19 protein-coding genes are annotated in these 23,650 nt (G+C 43.5%); 9 read left to right on the forward strand and 10 right to left on the reverse strand.

Annotated features, from left to right (window positions below):
- The first annotated feature begins 467 nt into the window (after positions 1 to 467).
- The 6 genes from IQ211_RS03585 to IQ211_RS03610 all read left to right on the forward strand — a co-directional run bounded on the left by IQ211_RS03585 (position 468) and on the right by IQ211_RS03610 (position 6,962).
- The gene (locus tag IQ211_RS03585; RefSeq protein ID WP_189758298.1) at positions 468 to 1,010 is read left to right on the forward strand and encodes a fimbrial protein; all 543 of its coding nucleotides are present in this window, start codon (positions 468 to 470) and stop codon (positions 1,008 to 1,010) included.
- 419 nt (positions 1,011 to 1,429) lie between these two features.
- Positions 1,430 to 4,090, forward strand: a complete 2,661-nt coding sequence (locus IQ211_RS03590; protein WP_223281569.1) for an outer membrane usher protein — start codon at positions 1,430 to 1,432, stop codon at positions 4,088 to 4,090.
- A gap of 130 nt (positions 4,091 to 4,220) precedes the next feature.
- Positions 4,221 to 4,979: a fimbria/pilus periplasmic chaperone gene (locus IQ211_RS03595; protein WP_189758300.1), complete on the forward strand. Its 759-nt coding sequence runs from the start codon at positions 4,221 to 4,223 to the stop codon at positions 4,977 to 4,979.
- A gap of 221 nt (positions 4,980 to 5,200) precedes the next feature.
- Positions 5,201 to 5,764: a fimbrial protein gene (locus tag IQ211_RS03600; protein WP_189758301.1), complete on the forward strand. Its 564-nt coding sequence runs from the start codon at positions 5,201 to 5,203 to the stop codon at positions 5,762 to 5,764.
- A 64-nt stretch (positions 5,765 to 5,828) separates the two neighbouring features.
- Positions 5,829 to 6,668, forward strand: a complete 840-nt coding sequence (locus tag IQ211_RS03605; protein WP_189758302.1) for an MrpH family fimbial adhesin — start codon at positions 5,829 to 5,831, stop codon at positions 6,666 to 6,668.
- 30 nt (positions 6,669 to 6,698) lie between these two features.
- The gene (locus IQ211_RS03610) at positions 6,699 to 6,962 is read left to right on the forward strand and encodes a helix-turn-helix domain-containing protein (RefSeq protein WP_317618135.1); all 264 of its coding nucleotides are present in this window, start codon (positions 6,699 to 6,701) and stop codon (positions 6,960 to 6,962) included.
- An 80-nt stretch (positions 6,963 to 7,042) separates the two neighbouring features.
- Here the strand turns inward: IQ211_RS03610 and carB are convergent, their stop codons facing one another.
- The 3 genes from carB to dapB all read right to left on the reverse strand — a co-directional run bounded on the left by carB (position 7,043) and on the right by dapB (position 12,704).
- Positions 7,043 to 10,267 carry a carbamoyl-phosphate synthase large subunit gene (carB, locus tag IQ211_RS03615; RefSeq protein ID WP_189758303.1) on the reverse strand — a complete coding sequence of 1,075 codons (3,225 nt, stop codon included), beginning with the start codon at positions 10,265 to 10,267 and terminating at the stop codon, positions 7,043 to 7,045.
- A gap of 16 nt (positions 10,268 to 10,283) precedes the next feature.
- A complete protein-coding gene (carA, locus tag IQ211_RS03620) occupies positions 10,284 to 11,444 on the reverse strand; it encodes a glutamine-hydrolyzing carbamoyl-phosphate synthase small subunit (protein WP_189758304.1) in 1,161 nt (386 codons plus the stop codon).
- 438 nt (positions 11,445 to 11,882) lie between these two features.
- Positions 11,883 to 12,704 carry a 4-hydroxy-tetrahydrodipicolinate reductase gene (dapB, locus tag IQ211_RS03625; RefSeq protein ID WP_189758305.1) on the reverse strand — a complete coding sequence of 274 codons (822 nt, stop codon included), beginning with the start codon at positions 12,702 to 12,704 and terminating at the stop codon, positions 11,883 to 11,885.
- A 539-nt stretch (positions 12,705 to 13,243) separates the two neighbouring features.
- Here dapB and IQ211_RS03630 point away from each other — a divergent pair.
- The gene (locus tag IQ211_RS03630; RefSeq protein WP_189758306.1) at positions 13,244 to 13,921 is read left to right on the forward strand and encodes a GNAT family N-acetyltransferase; all 678 of its coding nucleotides are present in this window, start codon (positions 13,244 to 13,246) and stop codon (positions 13,919 to 13,921) included.
- Between the two features lie 131 nt (positions 13,922 to 14,052).
- Complete coding sequence (locus tag IQ211_RS03635) at positions 14,053 to 14,703, forward strand: GNAT family N-acetyltransferase (protein ID WP_193836328.1); 651 nt, start codon at positions 14,053 to 14,055, stop codon at positions 14,701 to 14,703.
- A 119-nt stretch (positions 14,704 to 14,822) separates the two neighbouring features.
- Here IQ211_RS03635 and ispH read toward each other — a convergent pair whose 3' ends face one another.
- From ispH to ribF, 5 genes are all read right to left on the reverse strand, one after another.
- Positions 14,823 to 15,776: a 4-hydroxy-3-methylbut-2-enyl diphosphate reductase gene (gene ispH / locus IQ211_RS03640; RefSeq protein ID WP_189758308.1), complete on the reverse strand. Its 954-nt coding sequence runs from the start codon at positions 15,774 to 15,776 to the stop codon at positions 14,823 to 14,825.
- Entirely contained in the window at positions 15,757 to 16,227 is a 471-nt protein-coding gene (gene fkpB / locus IQ211_RS03645) for an FKBP-type peptidyl-prolyl cis-trans isomerase (protein ID WP_189758309.1), read from the reverse strand. Before fkpB ends, ispH begins: the two co-directional genes overlap by 20 nt.
- 115 nt (positions 16,228 to 16,342) lie before the next feature.
- Positions 16,343 to 16,855: a signal peptidase II gene (lspA, locus tag IQ211_RS03650; protein WP_189758310.1), complete on the reverse strand. Its 513-nt coding sequence runs from the start codon at positions 16,853 to 16,855 to the stop codon at positions 16,343 to 16,345.
- Entirely contained in the window at positions 16,855 to 19,668 is a 2,814-nt protein-coding gene (gene ileS / locus IQ211_RS03655; protein WP_189758311.1) for an isoleucine--tRNA ligase, read from the reverse strand. The genes lspA and ileS overlap by 1 nt, the downstream gene beginning before the upstream one ends.
- A 26-nt stretch (positions 19,669 to 19,694) precedes the next feature.
- The gene (gene ribF / locus IQ211_RS03660; protein WP_189758312.1) at positions 19,695 to 20,639 is read right to left on the reverse strand and encodes a bifunctional riboflavin kinase/FAD synthetase; all 945 of its coding nucleotides are present in this window, start codon (positions 20,637 to 20,639) and stop codon (positions 19,695 to 19,697) included.
- Between the two features lie 349 nt (positions 20,640 to 20,988).
- Between ribF and rpsT the strand changes: the two genes are divergently transcribed.
- Positions 20,989 to 21,249, forward strand: coding sequence for a 30S ribosomal protein S20 (rpsT, locus tag IQ211_RS03665; RefSeq protein WP_038240544.1), 261 nt, complete (start codon positions 20,989 to 20,991; stop codon positions 21,247 to 21,249).
- A 61-nt stretch (positions 21,250 to 21,310) separates the two neighbouring features.
- Here the strand turns inward: rpsT and nhaR are convergent, their stop codons facing one another.
- Both nhaR and nhaA read right to left on the reverse strand, forming a co-directional pair.
- Positions 21,311 to 22,237, reverse strand: coding sequence for a transcriptional activator NhaR (gene nhaR, locus IQ211_RS03670; RefSeq protein WP_189758313.1), 927 nt, complete (start codon positions 22,235 to 22,237; stop codon positions 21,311 to 21,313).
- A 227-nt stretch (positions 22,238 to 22,464) separates the two neighbouring features.
- Positions 22,465 to 23,634 (reverse strand): Na+/H+ antiporter NhaA, encoded by a 1,170-nt coding sequence (gene nhaA, locus IQ211_RS03675; RefSeq protein ID WP_189758314.1) that lies wholly within the window; start codon positions 23,632 to 23,634, stop codon positions 22,465 to 22,467.
- Positions 23,635 to 23,650 lie beyond the last annotated feature (16 nt).

A 23,650-nucleotide genomic window follows, 5' to 3' on the forward strand; every position in this document is an offset into this window, starting at 1 on the left:
TAAATATCATGATTTTATATTGACGTTCCCGATAATCATGACAATAAAAACTAAATGTTATGGTGATAACGGGATAATAAAATGCACATGTCTTTCAGGAAGATAAAACAGAACAATAAAACAACACCAATTAAGATACTAAATTACTAAACATTGTTCGATATAACTCAGGGGAATAACCCAAAATTGATAAATAATTAGTAAAATATACTACTCGTTATCCGTACTTTTTGGCAAAAATTCATATTTCATATGATGTTAAGGATCATAAGTAGATTTATCGGCTGAAATTTGACTTAAGATTTATTATGTACAATGATATTGCCGGTTTGGTTTATTTTGACTGGGTATGATTTCTGTCAAAAAACTAAATAATCATTTGCCTAAGTGTCAGAAATTAATTTCTGGGCTTCGGCTTCCCTTTGGTTATGAATATCTACTTTTTGATTAAAGGAATAAGTTAAATTATGAAACTTAACAAATTGGCAATGGTTTTAGGTTTTGGTGTAGCTTTAGCTGCTGGCGCTGCAAGTGCAACTAACCAAGGTAGTGGTACAGTTAAATTCAGAGGCTCTATCATTGATGCGCCTTGCTCAATCAAAAACACCAATGTTGAAGTTGATATGGGTGCTGTTTCTAGTCAGCTTCTGGACAAAGGTGGTCGTTCAGAGTCTAAGCCTTTCAAAATTGAGTTAGAAGGTTGTAATACTGAGACTAAAAAGAGTGTGAAAACCACCTTCACTGGCCCAGAAGCGAGTGAGAAAGGTTTGTTGGCTATCGAAGGTACGGCACAAGGTGCAGCAATCGCAATCACTAACCACGGTAACAAAGTCATTCCTTTAGGTTCAGAATCAGATGCAATGTCTCTGCATGACGGTAATAACGATCTGAATTTCGCAGCACATCTGAAAGGTTTGACAGGTCAGTCTGGAGAAGAAGGTGCAACTCCTGTGAAAGTTGTACCAGGTGACTTCACTGCGATCGCAAACTTTACTTTAAACTACCAATAATATTGTAAGCTATCTGATATTTTTTAATGCTTGAATATCAGGAAATTCACTTTAATTGTTAACCTTGACTTTCCTGATAATATATTTAGGGTATTTCTGGGATATAACGTGTCAGTAAGGTATGACTACAATATTCTCTAACAAGATCTGTTTTATTGATGTAAATCAATATTATTCATGATTGAGTAAGCAGATTGTGTCATTAACAAAATGATCCCTATAGCGGTAAATTGAAATACCCTTTTTTATTTAACTAACCCTAGTATCGGTCAGGGTCCTCAATGTAGATCGATGAACTTTAATGACGCCAGAACTCCTGTGCGCTTACAGACTTGGTCGCGTCAGGTAGCGGCTAAATTCAAACTGGATGATTAACGATTCATTGTTCAGAGGATGCTATGGCTTTGTTTTCAGATTCTATGAATCATGATTTTTTATCTGATAATAGAGAAATAATCAGTAATAAAAAGACAAACAGTAATAGAAAAAATATCTTTAATAGAAATAAAGTGATTAATCAAAAAAGAATAGCGAATAAAATAAAAACAGAGCACCTACTATTCGGAATTAATCCTCTTTTTGCTCTTATACTGTTTGCCTTGTCTGGCATTCAGGTCACTCATTCTAAGTCATCAATAGAATTCAATATTGGTGCACTGGATGTCAATGAACGTGACAATATTGACTTGGATAAATTTGCCCGTGCAGGTTACATCATGCCGGGTAACTATATGATGAATGCTCGGATAAATCAGCATGAACTGCCAGATACCTATTCTATCGATTTTATTGCACCACCTGATGATCCAACAGGTAGTGAAGCCTGTATATCCCCTGAATTAGTGAAACAAATCGCACTGAAACAGCAGTGGGTAGAAAAATTAGGTTGGCAGAATGAAGGTCAATGTCTTGATCTCAATACGTTGCCCGGTATGTCAGCCAGAGGTGATCTCGCTACTTATACGCTTTATTTAATCATCCCTAAAGTTTACCTGGAATATGACTTACCAGACTGGGACCCTCCTGCCCGTTGGGATAATGGGATAGCCGGATTGCTGTTTGATTATAACGTTAACGCACAAACCTCTAAACCTGCTCACGGTAGTAGTAACCAACAAATAAGTGCGATCGGGACAGCGGGCATGAATCTAGGGGAGTGGCGTTTTCGGGCTGATTGGCAGGCCAGATATAACCGTTTCAAAAACCAGAGTGGTGATAAATTAGATTCGTCTGGTGGAAGAGAACGTGATTGGGATTGGAGCCGTTACTACATGTATCGTGCGATCCCGCGTCTGGAAGCAAAATTGACATTAGGTGAGGATTACCTCAATTCCAGCATTTTCGACAGCTTCCGCTATACGGGTGTCAGTTTAGTGACTGATGAAAATATGTTGCCGCCGAATTTACGTGGATATGCGCCTGAAGTCACAGGTGTAGCACGGACTAATGCCAAGGTAACGATTAAACAACAGGGGAGAGTGCTGTATGAAACGCAGGTCGCTTCTGGCCCATTCCGTATTCAGGATCTGAGTGATGCGGTGGTAGGAGCGCTGGATGTCAGAGTCGAAGAACAAGACGGTGGAGTGCAAGAATTTCAGGTTAATACTGCGACGATCCCCTATCTGACTCGTCCCGGGCGAGTCCAGTACAAATTTGTTGGTGGTCAATCCACGAATGATAAGCACCGTCGTGAAGGGCCTGCGTTTGGTTTGGGTGAATTCTCATGGGGAATTAACAACGGTTGGTCGCTGTATGGCGGTCTTTTAGCCGCGGGAGATTATAATTCTCTGTCACTGGGGATCGGCCGCGATTTGCTGATGTTTGGTGCACTGTCGTTTGATGTGACGGAATCAAGGGCAAGATTACCGAGAGAAAACAAAACGCTAACCGGAGGATCTTATCGTTTCAGTTATTCGAAACGTTTTGATCAATATAACAGTCAGGTGACGTTTGCCGGTTATCGTTTCTCTGAGCGTAATTTCATGAACATGGGGCAATATATCGATCGCCGCTATCGCAACATTTCTTCCAATAGCGGTAAAGAGATGTATACCATTACCTTCAGCAAACAATTTATAGATATTGGCTTAAGTGCCTACCTTAACTATAGCCATCAAACTTACTGGAATCGGCCAACAAACGATCGCTATAACATTTCCTTATCCAAATATTTTGATATTGGGCGTTATAAAAATATCAGCGTCAATCTGTCAGCCTACCGTAACAATTTTGACAATAAAAAAGATGACGGCATGTATCTGAATCTTTCCATTCCGTGGGGAGAAAGTGGCACGGTCAGTTACAACGGGTTGGTTAATCGTCAGGGCAATGCTCATACAGTGGGTTATTTTGATCGTATTGATGATCGCAATAACTATCGAGTTTCAATGGGGACGAGTATCGAGGGCAGGGCATCCGTTGACGGTTATTACAACCATTATGGTGACCAGACGTTGCTCACTGCCAGTGCCAGTTATCGGGATGGTGGCAATACTACGGCAGCTCTTGGCCTGCAAGGTGGGGTGACTGTAACGGCAAAAGGGGCTGCACTGCACCGTACTAATATGCCTGGTGCGACGCGCTTGATGGTCGATACAGAAGGGGTTAGCAATGTACCTATTCGGGGATTTGGTTCAGCGGTGTATACCAACTACTTTGGTAAAGCTGTGCTGGCCGATGTGAATAGCTACTATCGCAACAAGGCAAATATTGACTTAGATAACTTACCGGATGATGTAGAAGCACTACGTTCTGTTCAGCAGGCAACATTAACGGAAGGTGCAATTGGTTATCGTAAATTCCAAGTGATATCTGGCATTAAAGCGATGACAATTATTCGGTTACACGATGGTTCATTCCCACCTTTTGGTGCATCTGTCTTGAATTCTGCCCAGCGTGAAATCGGGATTGTCAGTGATGATGGATATGCATATCTGAGCGGAATAAATCAGGGTGAAAAACTGCAAGTGCATTGGGATGGACAAGCTCAGTGCGAGATTACAGTACCGGATCAAATGACGCCAGAGTCTTTAACTTCACTTTTGCTACCTTGCCGGTTTTTAACAGGTGATGGTAAGTAAATTGTAATGAAACGATCTGAAAAAACATTATTTAATAGATTATTATGTTTGCTTGATTTGAAAAATGCGGCGATGAGCTAGTGCAGCAAATATAAACATGAGTTTCTTTTGAGCTTGAGCAAATGACACTATGAAACTGAAAAATATTCTAATGATAACCGCTATGACGGTAAGTTGCTTGATGCCAATGCACCAGGCAACGGCAGCGATAGCGCTAGATCGCACACGTGTGATTTTTAATGGCAATACAAAATCTGTCAGCCTGAACATTGAAAATCAGCATCTTGATTTGCCTTATCTGGCACAGGCGTGGATTGAAGATGATAAGGGAAATAAGATCAATGGCCCGATTGTAGTTGTTCCGCCAGTACAGCGTGTTGAAGCTGGAGCGAAGAGCCAGGTCAAAATTCAAACACTGCCAACAATAGCCCAATTACCACAAGATCGGGAAAGCTTGTTCTATTTCAACTTACGTGAAATTCCACCACGTAGTGAGAAACCAAACGTACTGCAAATCGCCTTGCAAACACGCGTCAAGCTGTTCTATCGCCCTGAAGCTGTGATTGCACGCCGTATCGATCTTGATAATCCCTGGCAGGAAAAACTCACCTTAACCCGTGAAGGTAATCAATATGTGGTGAATAACCCAACACCTTATTACATCACTATTTCAGAAGCATCGAATAAGGTGAACGGTAAAAGTATCGAGGGGTTTGAGCCTCTTATGTTGGCACCCAAAAGCAGTGAAAAACTGAGAGGAAGCGCTAATTCATTAGGCAATACACCAGTACTGACTTATGTCAATGATTATGGTGGACGTCCACAGTTAACATTTAGCTGTAGTGGCAATACCTGCGCAGTAATAAAAGCCGTTACTGATGGAAACTGATTAAGTTGTATATAGCAATCTCACTTCAAGATGCGTGTGATCTCTCCCCGCGAAGCGGGGAGAGATCAGGTCTCATAGCGTGTTGTAAATTGCAACTTGAAGTTTAATGCGTATAGATGATTTTCCATCAATCAAGATATTGACGGAGCATCAACACAGAATTAGTCGAAATACGATGCGTTTTTTCGGTAATTAGTTGGATAAATGTAGGGTAAATAATAATGAATCCGTTAAGTATCAGATTATCCAGATATGTATTGCCAATGCTGTTTCTTTTCGGCATGGGTAGTCAGCAACGTGCCTATGCACAAGATAATCTGCGTCAGGATGTCAGAATTACGCTAACTGTCCTCGCTCCTACCTGTTCGATTAAGACAGCAGATAAAAACATAGAAGTGGATTTTGGAAATATTCTTAACAGCGATCTTTATCTGAAACATCGTACAGAGGGCGAACTATTTTATCTGTACTTAAACGACTGTGATCCCCAGATGATAAAGCGGTTAAAAATCAAATTCTTGGGAGAGGCAAGCGAAGAGTTACCGGGGTTATTGGCAATGAGATCTAACGGCCGCCTTCACGGTGTTGCCATTGGTATGGAAAAAATTGATGGTACGCCGATGCCGTTTAATAAAACCCATGAATTCCCGTTATTAGCGAATAAAAAAGAGAATGCGATTCCATTCCAGGCATATATACAAGCAGCTCCCCGTGCTATTCAAGAGAAAAAAATTGGTTTTGGTCCATTTACTGCTATCGCGACTTTTGAAGTTAATTACGACTAGTCATGCTGACTGGTTTTTCATCCACGATCTTTAGTCAGAGTCTGATGTTATTGGAAAATAAGTTATGCACCATATTAAGAAATCGTTGTTGAAGCTAGCAGCCTTGTTGTTTTTGGTCAGTACCACGTATGTTTATGGCGGTGCTTATGTTATGCCGGTGAATACATTTCCGTCAGGTAACCAGGCTATTACAACTATGGAAATCGTTGCCTGGACAGAGGAAGAAGGGATACCGAATCCTTGTTATGGAAATGCCATATGCTATGTTGGCCCAGATGTAAAGTATAGGAATGAGCTATGGCCGGGAATGCAGGGTTCCTGTGAAGAGGCAAAAGTATGTTTAAATGATGCACATAAATACCCGACAACTGCCGACGTTATGCGAGCCTATAAACATAAATTTGGTATTCCTAAACAGGTAACATTTACCATCATGACCACAGAGGCGGATTGTATCGGTTTGTTTTATACATCAAAGATAGATCCGGGATACGGTGATGCTCAACAATTTCCTAATTCCATTTGCAACAAAATGCCTCCTCTAAATCAACGTTGTGAAATCCATTTACCTTCTGAAATTGCTTATGGGGAATTAACCGCAGCAGAAGTGAATAATGCCACTCGCACCATTGACGGTACATTTAAATGTGCTGTTGGTAGCGACGGAATTATGTTGCATGCCAGATCAACCAATAATGAAGAAAAAGTTTATCTTGATTCCGATAAGCAAATATATTCGACGTTGCAGATTAATTACAAAAATGCGGCAGATGGGGTGAGAGTCACTACTGACGGGAAGAATATTGGCAAGAATTTCAAACTGACATCAGTATTACACACATTAACGCCACCGAAAGCCGGAAAATATGAAGGTACCGCAATAGTTTATTTAACTTATTTATAAATTGAGAGTAAAAATATTATGCAAGTCAGTATGCTGGTAGGAAAAAGAATCCAAATGAAAAGAAAAGAAATTGGAGTGACAGCAGCAGAGCTGGCAGACAAAATTGGAGTGAGTCATCAGCAATTGTCACGTTATGAACGCGGAACCAATAAAATCAGTCTGGAGCATTTGGTCGCTATTTCTATTGCCCTGGAAACGCCCGCAAACTGGTTTTTAGAGGATTGTTTTACTCCCCCTAAGGTTCATATGAATAATCAATATACTTGTGTAGCAGAAACAATCCTGGGTTTATAACACAAGCTTATATTGATAATAGCCATTCCAATTCAGGAATGGCTTGATTTTTTTACCGCCAAAAATGGCGGTATCTTATTTTATTTAGCAATCTTAGCATGCATTTCTTGTACAGAAATAACCTGCTCAGTTGGATCTGCGCTCAGAGCCATCGTGGTTGCAAAGCCGCCATTCAGGGTTGTGTCATAGTGCACTTTATATTGTAGTGCGCTGCGACGCAGCAGTTTTGAATCTTCAATCGCCTGGCGACCTGCGGTGGTATTAACGATGTAGTCATATTCACCGTTTTTGATTCTGTCCTGAATATGTGGACGCCCTTCATGAACTTTATTCACCAAACGCGGATTGATCCCTGCTTCACCCAGTACAATTGCTGTACCGTGCGTTGCGTCCAGTTCAAAGCCGTGTTTAAGTAATTTTGCCGCCAAATCGACAACACGCTCCTTATCACCTTCGCGTACAGACAGTAGCGCCCGACCTTTCTTACGCATAGTGGAATTACTGCCTAACATTGCTTTTGAAAAAGCTTCGGCAAAGGTCCGGCCAACCCCCATTACTTCACCGGTAGAACGCATTTCTGGCCCCAGAATGGGGTCAACGCCTGGGAATTTATTGAATGGCAATACCACTTCTTTCACGGAGTAGTAAGGTGGAATAATCTCTTCAATTGTCCCTTGCTCAAGCAGAGACTGGCCGGCCATCACACGTGCTGCTATTTTTGCCAGTGGCATACCCGTTGCTTTGGAAACAAATGGCACGGTACGTGCTGCGCGTGGGTTCACTTCAATCAGATAAACTTCGTTGTCTTTCACCGCAAACTGGACGTTCATCAGGCCGCGGACACGCAGTTCAAAGGCCAGTTTTTCAACTTGCTGACGCATCACATCCTGAATTTCTTTGCTCAAGGTATAAGCCGGCAAAGAACAGGCGGAATCACCAGAGTGAACACCTGCTTGCTCGATATGTTCCATGATGCCGCCAATCAAGACGCGTTCACCATCACAGATAGCATCCACATCAACTTCAACAGCATCATCAAGGAAGCGATCCAGCAGGACGGGGGCATCATTGGATACGCTAACCGCAGTCTGGAAGTAACGGCGCAAGTCTGACTCGTCGTATACGATTTCCATTGCACGCCCACCCAATACATACGACGGACGAACGACTAACGGATAACCAATCTCATTACCTTTTTCAACCGCTTGCTCGATAGTGGATACTGTGGCATTGGCTGGTTGTTTCAGGCCAAGACGATTAACGGCTTGCTGAAAACGTTCACGGTCTTCTGCACGATCAATCGCATCAGGGCTGGTGCCGATAATAGGGACACCGGCTGCTTCCAGTTCACGAGCCAGTTTCAGTGGTGTCTGGCCGCCATATTGAACAATAACGCCTTTTGGTTGTTCAACACGCACGATTTCCAGTACGTCTTCCAGTGTGACAGGTTCAAAGTACAGGCGATCCGACGTGTCGTAATCAGTAGAAACCGTTTCGGGGTTACAGTTCACCATGATGGTTTCAAAACCGTCTTCACGCAGAGCCAGTGCAGCATGTACGCAGCAGTAATCGAACTCAATGCCTTGCCCGATACGGTTAGGGCCACCACCCAATACCATAATTTTCGGTTTGTCATTGTTCGGATTGGCTTCACATTCGTCTTCGTATGTGGAGTACATGTACGCAGTATCGGTAGAAAATTCTGCCGCACAGGTGTCAACTCGCTTATAAACTGGATATAAGTTGTAGTCATGGCGTAGCTTACGGATCTCTTTACCAGAGACACCTACCAGTTTTGCCAGGCGCTCATCAGCAAAACCTTTGCGTTTCAGATGACGCAAGAAATCAGGGGTCAGGCTGTTAACACCTTGTTCGGCAATTTGTTCTTCCATACGGATCAATTCTTCAATTTGCACCAGGAACCAGCGGTCGATATTGGTCAAGTTGAAAAGCCCATCAACAGACATGCCAGCGCGGAAAGCATCAGCGATATACCAAATACGCTCGGCGCCGGCATCTTTCAATTCACTACGGATTTTGGTCAGGGATTGTGGATCATCCAGATTGACTTTAGGATCAAATCCGGTTGCACCAACTTCCAGACCGCGCAGGGCTTTCTGCATGGATTCCTGGAAAGTACGGCCAATCGCCATCACTTCACCAACAGATTTCATCTGGGTGGTTAGGCGGTCATTACTGCCGGCAAATTTCTCAAAGTTGAAGCGAGGAATTTTCGTCACAACATAATCGATGGAAGGCTCGAAAGACGCAGGGGTACGTCCGCCCGTGATGTCGTTCATCAATTCATCAAGGGTATAACCGACTGCCAGTTTTGCGGCGATTTTGGCGATGGGGAAACCTGTTGCCTTAGACGCCAGTGCTGAGGAACGGGAGACACGTGGGTTCATTTCAATGACGATCAGGCGGCCATTTTTCGGGTTCACTGCGAACTGAACGTTAGAACCACCGGTTTCTACGCCGATTTCACGCAATACCGCCATCGAAGCGTTACGCATGATTTGGTATTCTTTATCGGTCAGTGTCTGTGCTGGCGCTACGGTGATGGAGTCACCAGTATGGATACCCATTGGATCGAAGTTTTCAATGGAGCAGACGATAATACAGTTATCGTTTTTATCCCGCACCACTTCCATCTCATACTCTTTCCAGCCAATCAAAGATTCATCGATCAGCAATTCATTGGTTGGAGAGAGGTCTAAGCCGCGTTCGCAGATTTCTTCGAACTCTTCACGGTTGTAAGCAATACCACCGCCGGTTCCGCCCATGGTAAAAGAGGGACGAATAATGCAAGGGAAACCCACATCTTCGGCTACCGCCAGCGCTTCTTCCATCGTGTGCGCAATGCCAGAACGCGCGGTATCCAGGCCAATTTTCTTCATTGCCTTGTCAAAACGCTGGCGATCTTCTGCTTTATCAATGGCATCAGCGGTTGCACCAATCATGGTGACGCCAAATTCTGTCAGTACACCTTGGCGCTCCAGTTCTAGTGCACAGTTTAATGCCGTTTGTCCACCCATTGTTGGCAGGATGGCATCTGGGCGTTCTTTTTCAATGATTTTGCGTACCACTTCCCAATGGATCGGCTCGATATAAGTCGCATCAGCCATCTCAGGGTCGGTCATTATCGTTGCTGGGTTTGAGTTTACCAGAATGACACGATAACCTTCTTCTCGTAGCGCCTTACAAGCCTGCGCACCAGAGTAGTCAAATTCACAAGCCTGGCCGATAACAATGGGGCCAGCACCTAAGATCAGGATACTTTTAATATCAGTACGTTTTGCCATTTTTTTCTTCTCCTGATTATTTAGTGTTCTGAACGTTTGCCTGGCGATATTGCTCAATTAACTCGATAAAATGATCGAACAGTGAAGCGGCTTCATGTGGACCAGGGCTGGCTTCAGGGTGTCCCTGAAAACTGAATGCTGGCTTGTCAGTACGATGAATGCCTTGCAAGGTGCCATCAAAGAGTGACTTATGCGTTACACGCAAATTGGCTGGTAGTGAGCTTTCATCAACAGCAAAACCGTGGTTCTGTGCCGTGATCATGACAACATTGCGATCCAGATCTTTAACGGGATGGTTGCCACCATGGTGACCAAACTTCATTTTTATGGTTTTTGCACCACTGGCCAGTGCCAGCAACTGGTGTCCTAAGCAGATGCCGAATACAGGGATTTCAGTCTCCAGGAAGGTTTTAATCGCTTCGATAGCATAGTCACACGGTTCTGGATCACCAGGTCCATTGGACAGAAAAATGCCATCTGGTGCCATCTTCAGCACTTCATCGGCGGAAGTTTTTGCCGGTACAACGGTAACGCGGCAGCCGCGATCGACCAGCATACGCAGGATGTTGCGCTTCACCCCAAAGTCATAGGCCACAATGTGGTAAGGCAATTCTTGCGCTTCGCGAGCTTCGGGTAGCTCATCTGCTAATGTCCAACTTCCTTGTACCCATTGGTAAGATTGTGCTGTCGTAACTTCTTTTGCTAAATCCATACCTTTCAAGCCAGGGAATGCTTTTGCTTTTGCCAGTGCAACTTGGGCATCGGCCGCATTACCGGCAATGATACAGCCGTTTTGCGCCCCTTTTTCTCTTAACAGACGGGTCAGTTTGCGTGTATCGATATCCGCGATGGCGACGATATTATGACGTTTTAGGTAATCAGACAGGTTTTCTTCACTGCGGAAGTTACTGGTCACTAAGGGTAAATCACGAATAACTAAGCCTTGGGCTTGAATGGCGGGGGATTCTTCATCAGCGGCATTGATGCCGACATTACCAATATGGGGATAAGTAAGAGTAACAATTTGGCGGGAATAGGAAGGGTCGGTAAGTATTTCTTGATATCCGGTTATTGAAGTATTGAAGACCACTTCCCCAACAGCCACACCCTCTGCACCAATGGCGCGACCGTGAAATTGGGTTCCATCTTCCAGAACCAATATAGCTGACTTAATCAAAACGCCCTCCAAAAATGAATAATCAGTCGCATCCAATGCATATTAATTCAGAATTAGTCCTTAAAATCAATGCCAATCATGATTTTTGTCAAAATTTTGGCAAATTGCGCGCATTCTAATGATGAGAGTGGGGGTTGTCTACAAAAAATGGCATTTTTATTGGCTTTTTTACAACTCTCGCTCTTGTTTTGAGTAAATGTAGCTGAAAAATATAAGGAAAGTGGGAGTAGATAAACGATTCTGGTGAGAGAAAACTTAAGAACAGAAAAAATATAGGGCTTTTTTCGTGTTTATAGGAAAAAGGCAACAAAAAAGCTAACTATTCTTATAAAAACCGTGATTAATTTAGATATTTTATAATGATATTTATATATGTCATTATTACGCAACTATTTTAAAAATAATTGCGTAATTACATAAAGTTACAATTTTTAAATATTAAATCCTGTCAAGATTTAACACATCTTTCATATTATAAAGACCACTGTTTTTGCCTGTTAACCACATTGCTGCCTTAATTGCGCCATTAGCAAAGGTCATTCGGCTTGAAGCCTTGTGGCTTATCTCTACACGTTCACCGATATCGGCAAAGATTGCTGTATGTTCTCCAACAATATCGCCCGCCCGGATGGTGGCAAATCCAATGCTTTTAGGATCGCGTTCTCCGGTATAGCCTTCGCGGGCATAAACGGCGCTGGTTTTGAGATCACGGCCTAATGCATTGGCGATAGACTCTCCCATTGCCAGCGCTGTTCCTGATGGCGCATCCACTTTGTGGCGATGGTGGGCTTCGATAATCTCGATGTCGGTATATTCCCCCATTACTGTGGCGGCTTTTTCCAGCAGTTTGAGTACCAGATTGACGCCAACACTAAAATTTGCGGCAAAAACAATAGGGATCTCACGGGAGGCTTCTGTAATCGCTAGTTTACCGGCATCATCAAAACCGGTAGTGCCGATGACCATTGATTTGTGATGCTGCCGACAAATGGAGAGGTAGGCTAATGTGCCTTCAGGACGCGTAAAATCGACTAAAACATCAAATTGTTCAATGACTTGATGCAGATCATCATTAATCATCACACCATTTTTACCTATCCCTGCCAGTTCTCCCGCATCGGCTCCCACCAATGAAGAGCCGGAACGCTCTAATGCTGCGCCCAGTGTAACACCATCCAACAGCTGGACGGCCTGAATAAGATTGCGTCCCATACGTCCGCCAGCGCCCACGATAGCAACGCGAATATCTGTATCAGCCATAAGGCCCTCTCTGTAAATCGTTTTTAATTGAGGTGACAAAGAAAACTGTTCTACAGCTTAACTGGCAAGGACTGGCAGCGCCAGATTTATAGCCTGATCATAAGAAAAACAGGGATCAGGTTGGAAATTATAAAATTTATCTATTCAGGGTTCGTCAGCGTCTAATGAAAAACCATATTATACTGATTAACCAAATACGTATGTTGAGGCTGGAGGAGATATAAGACGCATATTGAAGTTATATTGGTATATAATGTAGTATTTCCACTGTGATTCACTTATTATAATAAACACTTTTAGTTTATGTTTAAATTTAATTGATATTCTGACGAGCTTATATGTTTTTTTACAATAAAATATCTTGGTGGTATTTTATAAAAACAGTAAGTTATTCCGTCTTATACCATGGCCTGACAAAGTTAATTTATTTTTATGTTAATATGAGCCATAAGTTTTTTTAATAAAGTAGAGTTGGTTGTATATCATGATATTGGAATAATAAAAATCCAATTAATTAAATTATTGCATAGGATAGCATCATGTTCAGATCAAAATCTTTTAATATTCTTCGGCCTGCAACATTGGATTCCTTAACTCATGCTAAGTCTGTTTCAGATATCTCCTCAGCAGTGATTGATGTCAGCATTTTTATAACAATCAGGGAAGTTAGCCCACATGAAGCATTAAATGTAACTAATATAATAATGACAACCACCATGAACACTGAATGGAAATGTAGTAGCTCCGAATACTTGCCTGGTGATAATGAACAAGAAAAATGGAACATGAGATATGATTCTGCATATTCTATGTTTGAGCTTGTACATAACAACATCGAGCGTTTTATTAGGAGAAAAAAATTATCAAGAATGGATTCATTATTTTTTGCTGCCTATTTTAAAGGTGTTCCTGTTGGAATTTTAGCATTTACTCCTGCAAATGACATAACTTCTGAGCTGCCTACGGTTGAGTATTTGGCAACACATTGTGGTATTAGAAATTGTGGTGTTTTACTAATGGAACATGCAGTGAATAAATCACAGCAATTAGGAAACAATGGTAAGATAAAACTTTTTCCATTAAGTGAAGCTACGCCGGCATACATTAACATGGGATTTTCTCGTGGTGATTTAGGATACTGGGTGTTAGATCCTGCTAACAGTCATAAATGGCGTTTTAACCTTAGAAATAAGGGCTATAGATATATAACATGTTGACTTAATATACCAATCTAACTTCAAGATGCGTGTAATTTCTCTCCGCGAAGCGGGGGAAAAATCAGGTTTCATATAATGTTGTAAATTGCAACTTGAAGTTTATCAAGTGCATACGGAATTATTAGGAGAAAATGATGTTTAGATCAAAATCTTTTAATACTCATCAACCTTTAGCATCTGGCTCTTTAACCCGAACACAATCCTTTTCAGAGAAATGGCCAAGCTCAGTCAATGTAAGAGCATCCATCGTTATTAAGGAGGTTAATCCACAAGAAGCGTTAGCTGCAGTGCGTCAGATAAGAGAAGAAATGGCGAGTAATGGTTGGAAATGTGGTAATGGTGATAGTGAGCAGAAAAAATGGAATAGTCGGTTTGCTAAAGCACATAGTATATTGGGTGGCATAGGAATAAATGCAGGACAACCTATACCAGGAGAGAATTCATCATTTTTTGTTGCTTATTTTAGGGGGACTCCCATAGGGGGATTACAGATGTCTTCAAGTGATAATACCTCCACTGATTTTCCTAAAGTTAATTATTTAGCGACTCATTGCGGTATTCGAGATTGTGGGGTTTTACTGATTGAACAGGCAGTAAATAAATCGCAACAATTGGGGAAGAACGGTAATCTAAAACTTCGAGCAGTAATTGACGCTGTACCGGCATATATGAAGATGGGATTTGTTGTGACAGAATCTTACATGGAATTACACCCGATTGAGTGCAATGACAAATGGAAATATGATGGGATAACTAATACTTATCGATATAAGTTTATCTAAATTTCAATCAGAGCACTCAAGACATCGTCATGTATTCGGATTTTTTGTGGGAGATCGGGTCGGGATTTATTTCTTATCCTTCCCAACCCATCTTTATAACTTAAAAAAGCTTATCTGAGTTAATTAACCTCTTTCACTTCAACCCGTAACTCTTTTGGTACTTCAAAAACAATATTTTCTTCGCGGCCATGCAGCTCGTTAACCGTTTCTGCACCGAAAGTTTTCAAGCGTTCAATCACTTGTTGTACCAAAATATCAGGCGCGGATGCTCCTGCCGTGACCCCTACTGCGCTTACACCGCTGATCCACTCTTCCTGAATATCCTCAGCAGAATCAATTAAATAAGCAGGCTTGCCTACGCGCTGTGCCAGTTCGGCCAGGCGATTTGAATTTGATGAGTTTTTAGAACCAACCACCAACACAACATCAGCCCCTAATGCCAAATCACGTACCGCTTCCTGACGGTTAGTTGTGGCATAGCAGATATCGTCTTTGCGTGGACCGATAATATTGGGGAACTTTGCATTAAGCGCATCAATCACTTCTGAGGTGTCATCAACAGAAAGTGTCGTTTGGGTCATAAAGCAGAGGTTATTTTCATCCTTAACCTGCAGTTTCCATACGTCTTCCGGTGATTCCACCAGATACATGCCACCATTGGGGTTATTGTATTGCCCCATGGTGCCTTCAACTTCGGGATGACCAGCATGCCCGATTAAAATCGCCTCTTTGCCTTTGCGACTTGCCCTGGCGACTTCCATATGAACTTTGGTGACCAGCGGGCAGGTCGCGTCAAACAGCATAGTTAAATTACGGGAGCGGGCTTCTGCACGAATGGCTTGGGAAACACCATGGGCAGAGAAGATCAAAATAGCGCCATCAGGCACTTCTGAAATTTCTTCAATAAAAATGGCGCCACGCTTTCTCAGGTTGTCAACCACATAACGGTTATGTACCACTTCATGGCGAACATAGATGGGAGCACCGTACAATTCCAGTGCACGCTCTACGATGCTGATAGCACGATCAACACCCGCACAGAAACCACGAGGGTTAGCCAGCAATATTTGCATGGGTTTCCTCCAACTGAGGGTCAATTTCCAACACTTCAATCTCAAAAGTGATGTTTTGTTCAGCCAGTGGATGGTTAAAATCAACAGTAATGGAACCTTCAGCCACTTCTTTGATAAATCCAGGCATTTCACTGCCGTTCATGGCGGTAAATAACATGATGGTTCCCACTTCTGGCACACCGGCATCGGAAAAATCACGAGGAGTGAAATATTGGATTAAATCAGGATTGTGTTTGCCAAAAATGGTTTCTCCAGCCAGAGTAAATTGATGTTTATCACCGACTTTCAAACCAAGAAGCTGCTCTTCCAGTGGGGCTGAGAGACTACCATTACCGAGGTGGAACAATGCGGGTTTACCTTGGTCGTAAGTCGAGTCCGCTGTAGAGCCATCATCCAGCTTTAAGGTGAAATGTAATAAAACTGCACTGTGCGTTTGCACCTGCATTGACATGTTGCTCAAGCCTTTTACTTAAAAATGATTGCAAATATACCGCTATTGGGTATAGACGAAGTTACCATCCCCGGTTAACTAAGCCGGAGATGGTTTATTATCATTCTTTCAATGACTAAGTTTTCGAGACTGCTTGTTTGTCCTTGTCATCAGGGCTGATAAAGCTCTCAATAATAATGAGAGCAGCCCCGATGCAAATTGCAGAATCAGCAATATTAAAGGTAGGCCAGTGCCATTCTCCGACATAAAAGTCGATAAAATCGACAACAAAGCCATGCACCAGCCTATCGAACAAATTTCCCAAAGCGCCACCAATCACTAAAGCGTAGGCAATATTGCTCAGTTTTTGCCTGGCATGGGAACGATACATCATTACCAGCAGTACAACCGTGATGACAACGGCGACCAATGCAAAGAACCAACGCTGCCAGCCGCCCTTATCGGCCAGAAAACTAAAGGCTGCCCCTAAATTCTGGGCGTAAGTCAGATTGAAATAAGGTATCAATGGCATGGATTCGTACAGCGTAAAATGCTGCAACACTAAATGCTTGCTTCCCAAATCCAGTATTAATACCACAACAACCAGCCAAAGCCAGCGAAGTCCGGTGGAACAAATGGGTTTACTCATCAGGCAAATTTACGCTCTTCACCGTTACCGGCAACGTTAGTCACACAGCGGCCGCAAAGTTCTGCATGTTCCGCCACCTGGCCCACGTTTTTAGCATAATGCCAGCAACGTGGACATTTTTCTCCGTCTGCTTTGCGCAAGGCGACTTTCAAGCCTGCAATTTCGCTTTGCTGTGCATTCTCATCGGCGGCTGCATAAGCAGCAACTTCAACCTGAGAGGTTAGCAGGACAAAGCGCAGTTCGTCAGACAGTTTGTTGAGTTTTTCTGCCAGTGCTGCATCGGCATAGAGTGTGACAGCCGCTTCCAGTGAACTACGGATATGTTTGTCATTACGCGCCTGTTCCAGAACTTTGTTCACTTCGCTACGTACTGTCAGCAGATCAGCCCAGAAAGTATCGTTCATATCTTCGCCATCTGCCAGACCAAATAATCCGTCATACCACTCTTCGGTAAAGACGTATTGAGCACGTTTGCCTGGCAATTCATGCCAAATTTCATCAGCAGTGAACGACAGAATCGGCATCATCCAGCGAACCAGGGCTTCTGCAATATGGAACAAGGCAGTCTGGCAGCTACGACGAGCAAGGCCATCACTTTTCGCGGTATATTGGCGATCTTTGATGATATCCAGATAGAACGAACCCATTTCCACGGAACAGAATTGCATCAAGCGTTGAACAACAGAGTGGAAATCATACTCTTCGTAGTATTTAAGGATATCAGCTTGTGCTGCCTGAGCACGACCTACAGCCCAGCGATCCAGAACCACCATATCTTCTGCTTTTACCATGTGCTCTTCTGGGTTGAAACCATTCAGGTTTGCCAGCAGGAAACGAGCGGTATTGCGGATACGACGGTAAGCATCAGCCGAACGTTTCAAGATCTCGTCAGAAACAGCGATTTCGCCAGTATAATCAGTGGCTGCCACCCATAAACGCAGAATATCTGCACCCAGTTTGTTCATCACATCTTGCGGGCTGACGGTATTGCCGATGGATTTGGACATTTTACGCCCTTGTTCATCAACGGTGAAACCATGAGTCAGAACCTGGCGATAAGGGGCTTTGCCTTTGATCGCAGTGGACAACATCAGAGAAGACATGAACCAGCCACGGTGCTGGTCAGAACCTTCCAGATACAGATCGGCTGAATGACCGTTGAATTCTGGACGGGCATCCACAACCGAAGAGTGGGTACTGCCTGAATCAAACCAAACATCCAGTGTATCTGGCGCTTTGGTGTAATCTGCGGCCTCATCACCCAGCAGGTCTGCTGCGTCCAGATCCCACCAGGCTTGAATGCCATTGGCTTCAACGCGCTTGGCGACTTCTTCGATCAATTCAACGGTACGAGGATGTGGTTCTTGTGTCTCTTTATGAATGAACAGAGACATTGGTACGCCCCATGTACGCTGGCGAGAGATACACCAGTCTGGACGGTTTTCTACCATTGATTCGATACGTGCTTGTCCCCAGCCTGGGATCCACTGGACATCTTTGATCTCTTTCAGAGATTGTTCACGCAAACCATTTTTGTCCATGCTGATGAACCATTGTGGTGTTGCACGGAAGATAATGGGTTTTTTGTGACGCCAGCAGCACGGGTAGCTGTGTTGGATTTTTGCCAGATTCAGCAATGCGCCTTTCTCTTTCAGTAATTCAACAATGATGTCGTTAGCTTTAAAGACAAATTGTCCATCCAGAGAAGGATAAGTACCAGAGAGATAGCAGCCATTCGGCCCAACCGGGTTGGCGATTTCAAGGCCATATTTTAAGCTGATAGCGTAATCGTCTGGACCGTGACCACCCGCGGTATGGACTGCACCTGTACCTGCTTCAAGCGTGACGTGATCACCGAGGATAGCAGGCACATCGTAGCTCATGAATGGATGGTTAAAGCGCAATAGTTCCAGAGCCTCACCCGTGCAATCGCTTAAAACTTCCCATGCAGTGATACCCGCGCGCTGCATAACGCTCTCGACAAGCTCAGCCGCCAGAATGATGCATTCATCATTGATTTTGACCAATTGGTAGGTGATTTCTGCACCCAAAGCAATCGCACGGTTTGCTGGCAATGTCCACGGGGTGGTGGTCCAGATAATTAAAGAAACAGGCAGGCCTTGTGGTTGTACATCAAATTTGGCGTACACGGCATCAGCATCAACAGCCGTGAAGCGCACGTCGATGGAAGGGGAGGTTTTATCGTAGTATTCCACTTCCGCTTCGGCGAGGGAGGAACCACAGTCAGTACACCAGTGAACGGGTTTTACCCCTTTCAGTAAGTGTCCATTCTTGATAATACGGCCTAGCGCACGAATGATGTCAGCTTCAGTTTTGAAGTCCATGGTCAGGTAAGGTTTATCCCAATCACCCAGAACACCCAGACGTTTGAAGTCCGCTTTCTGTGCTTCGACCTGAGTCATGGCATATTTACGGCACTCAGCACGAAATTCAGCGGCGGAAAATTTTTCCCCAGGCTTGCCGATAATCTGCTCAACCTTGAGCTCAATAGGCAAACCGTGGCAGTCCCAACCTGGAATATAAGGCGAGTCGAAGCCTGACAGCCCTTTGGACTTAATAACAATATCTTTGAGAATTTTATTAACTGAGTGACCAATATGAATATCGCCGTTTGCATATGGAGGGCCATCATGCAAAATAAACGTTTTCTTGCCAGATTTTGCTTTTCTAATTGCCTGATACAAACCTTCTTTGTACCAACGTTTTAACATATCTGGTTCGCGCTTCGCTAAATCCCCGCGCATAGGGAACCCTGTTTCCGGTAAATTCAGGGTGTCTTTATAGTCACTCATTATAGATTCTCAGTTCCAATTTTCCGCTAGATACATGACTTGGATCGCTGCAAGAGATAGTCTCTCGCTGCAACCACATCATTTGCGATTTGCTGTTTAAGCGCATCAAGCGAAGCAAATCGCTGCTCATTACGCAATTTTTTACGTAATACTACATCGATATGACGCCCATACAGATCCATTTGGGTATCAATCAAATGCACTTCAAGTTGCAGGCCCAGGCCCGCAACCGTAGGGCGATTGCCTATATTTGCAACACCCGGTAGGGGGTTATCACCTAATCCATGGACTTCTACAGCATAAACGCCCTTAACAGGCGCCACGAGACGTTTCAACGGTAAATTGGCAGTGGGAAAACCGATGGTGCGTCCCAATTGCTTACCGTGAACAACTCTGCCACTTATACTGTAAGGATGCCCCAGTAATATTTCGGCCAAAGTCAGGTCATCATTTTGCAGTGCCTGACGAATGATTGTACTGCTGATCCTAAGACCACTGTCACAAAAGCTGGCTGTGCTGGCGACATCAAAACGGTATTGTTTACCTGCTTGCTGCAAATAGTGGAAATCTCCGCGGCGATTTTTGCCAAAACGGAAGTCATCTCCTATTGCCAAAAACTTAACACCCAGTTTTTCAACGAGCAACTGTGAAACAAAGGCTTCAGGTGAGTTGGCTGCAAAATGTTTGTCAAATTTCACACATAACAGATAATCAACGCCATTTTGGGCTAGATACTTTATTTTATCTCTCAGCCTTGTCAGGCGAGCAGGCGCTTTATCTGCCACAAAAACTTCCAGAGGCTGCGGTTCGAAAATCATGACCATCGTCGGTAATCCGAGACGCTGCCCTTCTTGCTTCAAGTGTTTTAATAAAGCCTGATGCCCGCGATGGACACCATCAAAATTACCAATCGTCAGCACGCAACCATGGTGACGCGCCCGGATATTGTGTATACCGCGAATTAGCTCCATAGCTGGCTCAATACCGTGGAAATTGCCGGATTATACCTTGTACAAAGCGCAAGGTTAACCCACGATCACAAAGGGTTTTAATTAATAACCTGATTCATACAATAAAAATAGGCTAGATGCCCGAAAAATATTTAATTTATCGCATTTCTCTGTGATTCATTCAGTTTTTTTATTGCGAAAGACTGTATTCCCTCTGAGTAAGCTGATAAAATCCCGCCCCATCACAACGTAACCAGCGTCGCTGTACAACGACGCTTATTTGCACAAATCCATTGACAAAAGAAGGCTGAACAGGCATATTCCTCGGCCTTTGAATTGTCCTCGATAGAATATATTTGGGAGTTGGACCTTGGCTAATATCAAATCAGCTAAGAAACGCGCCGTACAGTCTGAGAAACGCCGTCAGCACAATGCGAGCCGTCGTTCTATGGTGCGCACTTTTATCAAGAAAGTCTACGCGGCTATCGCTGCTGGCGACAAAGAAGCTGCACAGAAAGCATTCAATGACATGCAACCAATTGTTGATCGTCACGCCTGCAAAGGTCTGATCCACAAAAACAAAGCAGCACGTCATAAATCTGCTCTGGCAGCACAAATCAAAGCAATGTAATCATTGATTTTGATGACCTAAAAAAACCGGCTTAAAGCCGGTTTTTTTGTCTCTGCTGATTTTAATATAATTTTTCAGGACGACTTTTGGGTGGCGAGCTAAACAAAGCAGAAAAATCTTTGTTACACACGCGCTGGACAGCCGGATGCTGAATCATACGCTCGGCAAAGATAACGTAATATTCTTCCTGCACCGTATCCAATCGACCTATCTCAACAATATCACTGTCAGCGAAAATATCATTGGCGTAGAAAGAAGGCGCAATGAAAATGGCGTTGTGATACAGACCAAACGCTTTCATCAAAGCGGCATCATCAAATTCGCCCAGCACTTCAACTTCGAGATTTTTATTGCGTATCCATGTCAGGAGCTTTCTGCCTAACATCGAGCGGCGGCCTGGGATTAATAAACGGCGCTCTTCCAAACAGGCTGGAAAGGGCTTTTCTGGGATCGGCTGGCGGCAGTAAAAACTGATATTGCATTCGCCCAATTTCACTGAGAACAATCCTTCCTGCTGAGAAGAATCCACAGGGCAATCGGATAGGATCATATCCAGTTTATGCTGGCTGAGCTGTTCAAGTAGCATTTCATGTGTCGATTCAAAGCAACGCAAGTGGATCTTTTCGTGCTCCACAACGGTTGTTTCCAGCACTTTACTGACTAAACGTTTGGACAGCGCATCAGCGACACCCACATCAAACAGCAGATTTGATTCTCGGCTGTAAGTCACGATGTCCATCATTTCCTGGCTGAGTGTAAACATCTTATCCGCATAGCGAAAAATTAATTGCCCCAACTCTGAGGGGACTAATCCTCTTCCCTGGCGCTTGAATAACTTCCCACCCAGACGCTCCTCCAACGCTTTTATCTGCCCTGTAATGGTTTGTGGTGTCAGGTATAGCGCTTCTGCCGCCCCTACAACCGAGCCTTCCTTGCAAACATGCCAAAAATAATAGAGGTGGTTAAAATTTAAATGTGAAACCCGCATATATTTATCCTTGTGTATTGCCTCACATCTGTATAACAGCCGTGACCATACATTTCAGGTCGCCAGATTATGGCGTTTTCCTATTTTTCTATTGCTATTTTCTATGACAATAAAAATATTCGCGGCATCACAGTTATAAACGCTTTGCCGCGAATATTAAGAGAATGTGTTACCTCGGAAATTCTTTCTATATCTGTGCTTAAATTAGTCTATTCATCTGTTTTTGACTACGTCTTTTTCTTCGGTAACAGTATGGCTAGTAATCCATAACCAACAACCGCTGCGGTGGTAGAACCTATCAATATACTTAAGCGGGAATATGTGCTGAAAGTGTCATTGAGACCTTCAAATGCCAGACCTGAGATAAAAATAGACATGGTAAAACCGATCCCACACAGTACGGAAACAGCGAAGATTTGTCTCATGCCAATTTTTTCCGGCAATTTAGCAATTCCCAGTTTTACCGCAATCCAGCTAAACAGGAAAATACCTAATGGCTTGCCAATAAACAGGCCAAGGGCAATGCCTATAGGCAATATACTGGTTAAGCCACCTAATGTGACGCCTTGTAATGAAACGCCGGCATTGGCAAAAGCAAACAGTGGCAGAATGAAATAAGCAACCCATGAATGCAGTTCATGCTCCAAAGTTTCAGAAGGTGACTCGCCTTTTTTATTTCGAAGGGGGATCAGAAACCCGACAATAACGCCAGCCAATGTAGCATGAATACCTGATTTCAAGATACACACCCATAAAACAGCACCAACAATCAGATAAGCGGATGTTTTAGCGATCCCTTTCCAATTCATCCAGGCCAGTAGTCCAATCATGGCGGTAGCCAAGCCTAATGCAGTCAGAGAGACTGTTTTGGTATAGAACAGTGCGATAATGATGATTACACCTAAATCATCAATAATCGCCAACGCAAGCAAAAATACTTTCAATGCGGTGGGAACGCGTTTCCCCAGCAACGCCATGACCCCTAATGCAAAAGCGATATCTGTTGCGCAGGGAATTGCCCAACCTTGTTGGGTGATCTCGTCACTGCCATTAAACAGCAGATAGATCAATGCCGGCGCCAACATTCCTCCTAATGCTGCAATGGCTGGGAAAATGGCTTTATCACGGCCTGCAAGTGAGCCTTCCATGAGTTCTCGTTTCACTTCCAGCCCGACAATGAGAAAAAAGACCGCCATTAATCCATCATTTATCCATAGTAATAATGGCTTGTTGATTTCCAGCGCTGCAAATTGTACTGCAACAGGAAGATTGAGAAAGTGATGATAGATACCCTGCAATGGCGTATTCGCCATAACCAGCGCAATGATGGCCGCGATAATGAGAAGGATCCCCCCTGCGGCCTCTAATTTCAAAAATTGGCGAATGATTGCAGTCATGGATAAATTAACCTAT

Source organism: Xenorhabdus griffiniae (assembly GCF_015163655.1).
Lineage (GTDB): Bacteria > Pseudomonadota > Gammaproteobacteria > Enterobacterales > Enterobacteriaceae > Xenorhabdus > Xenorhabdus griffiniae.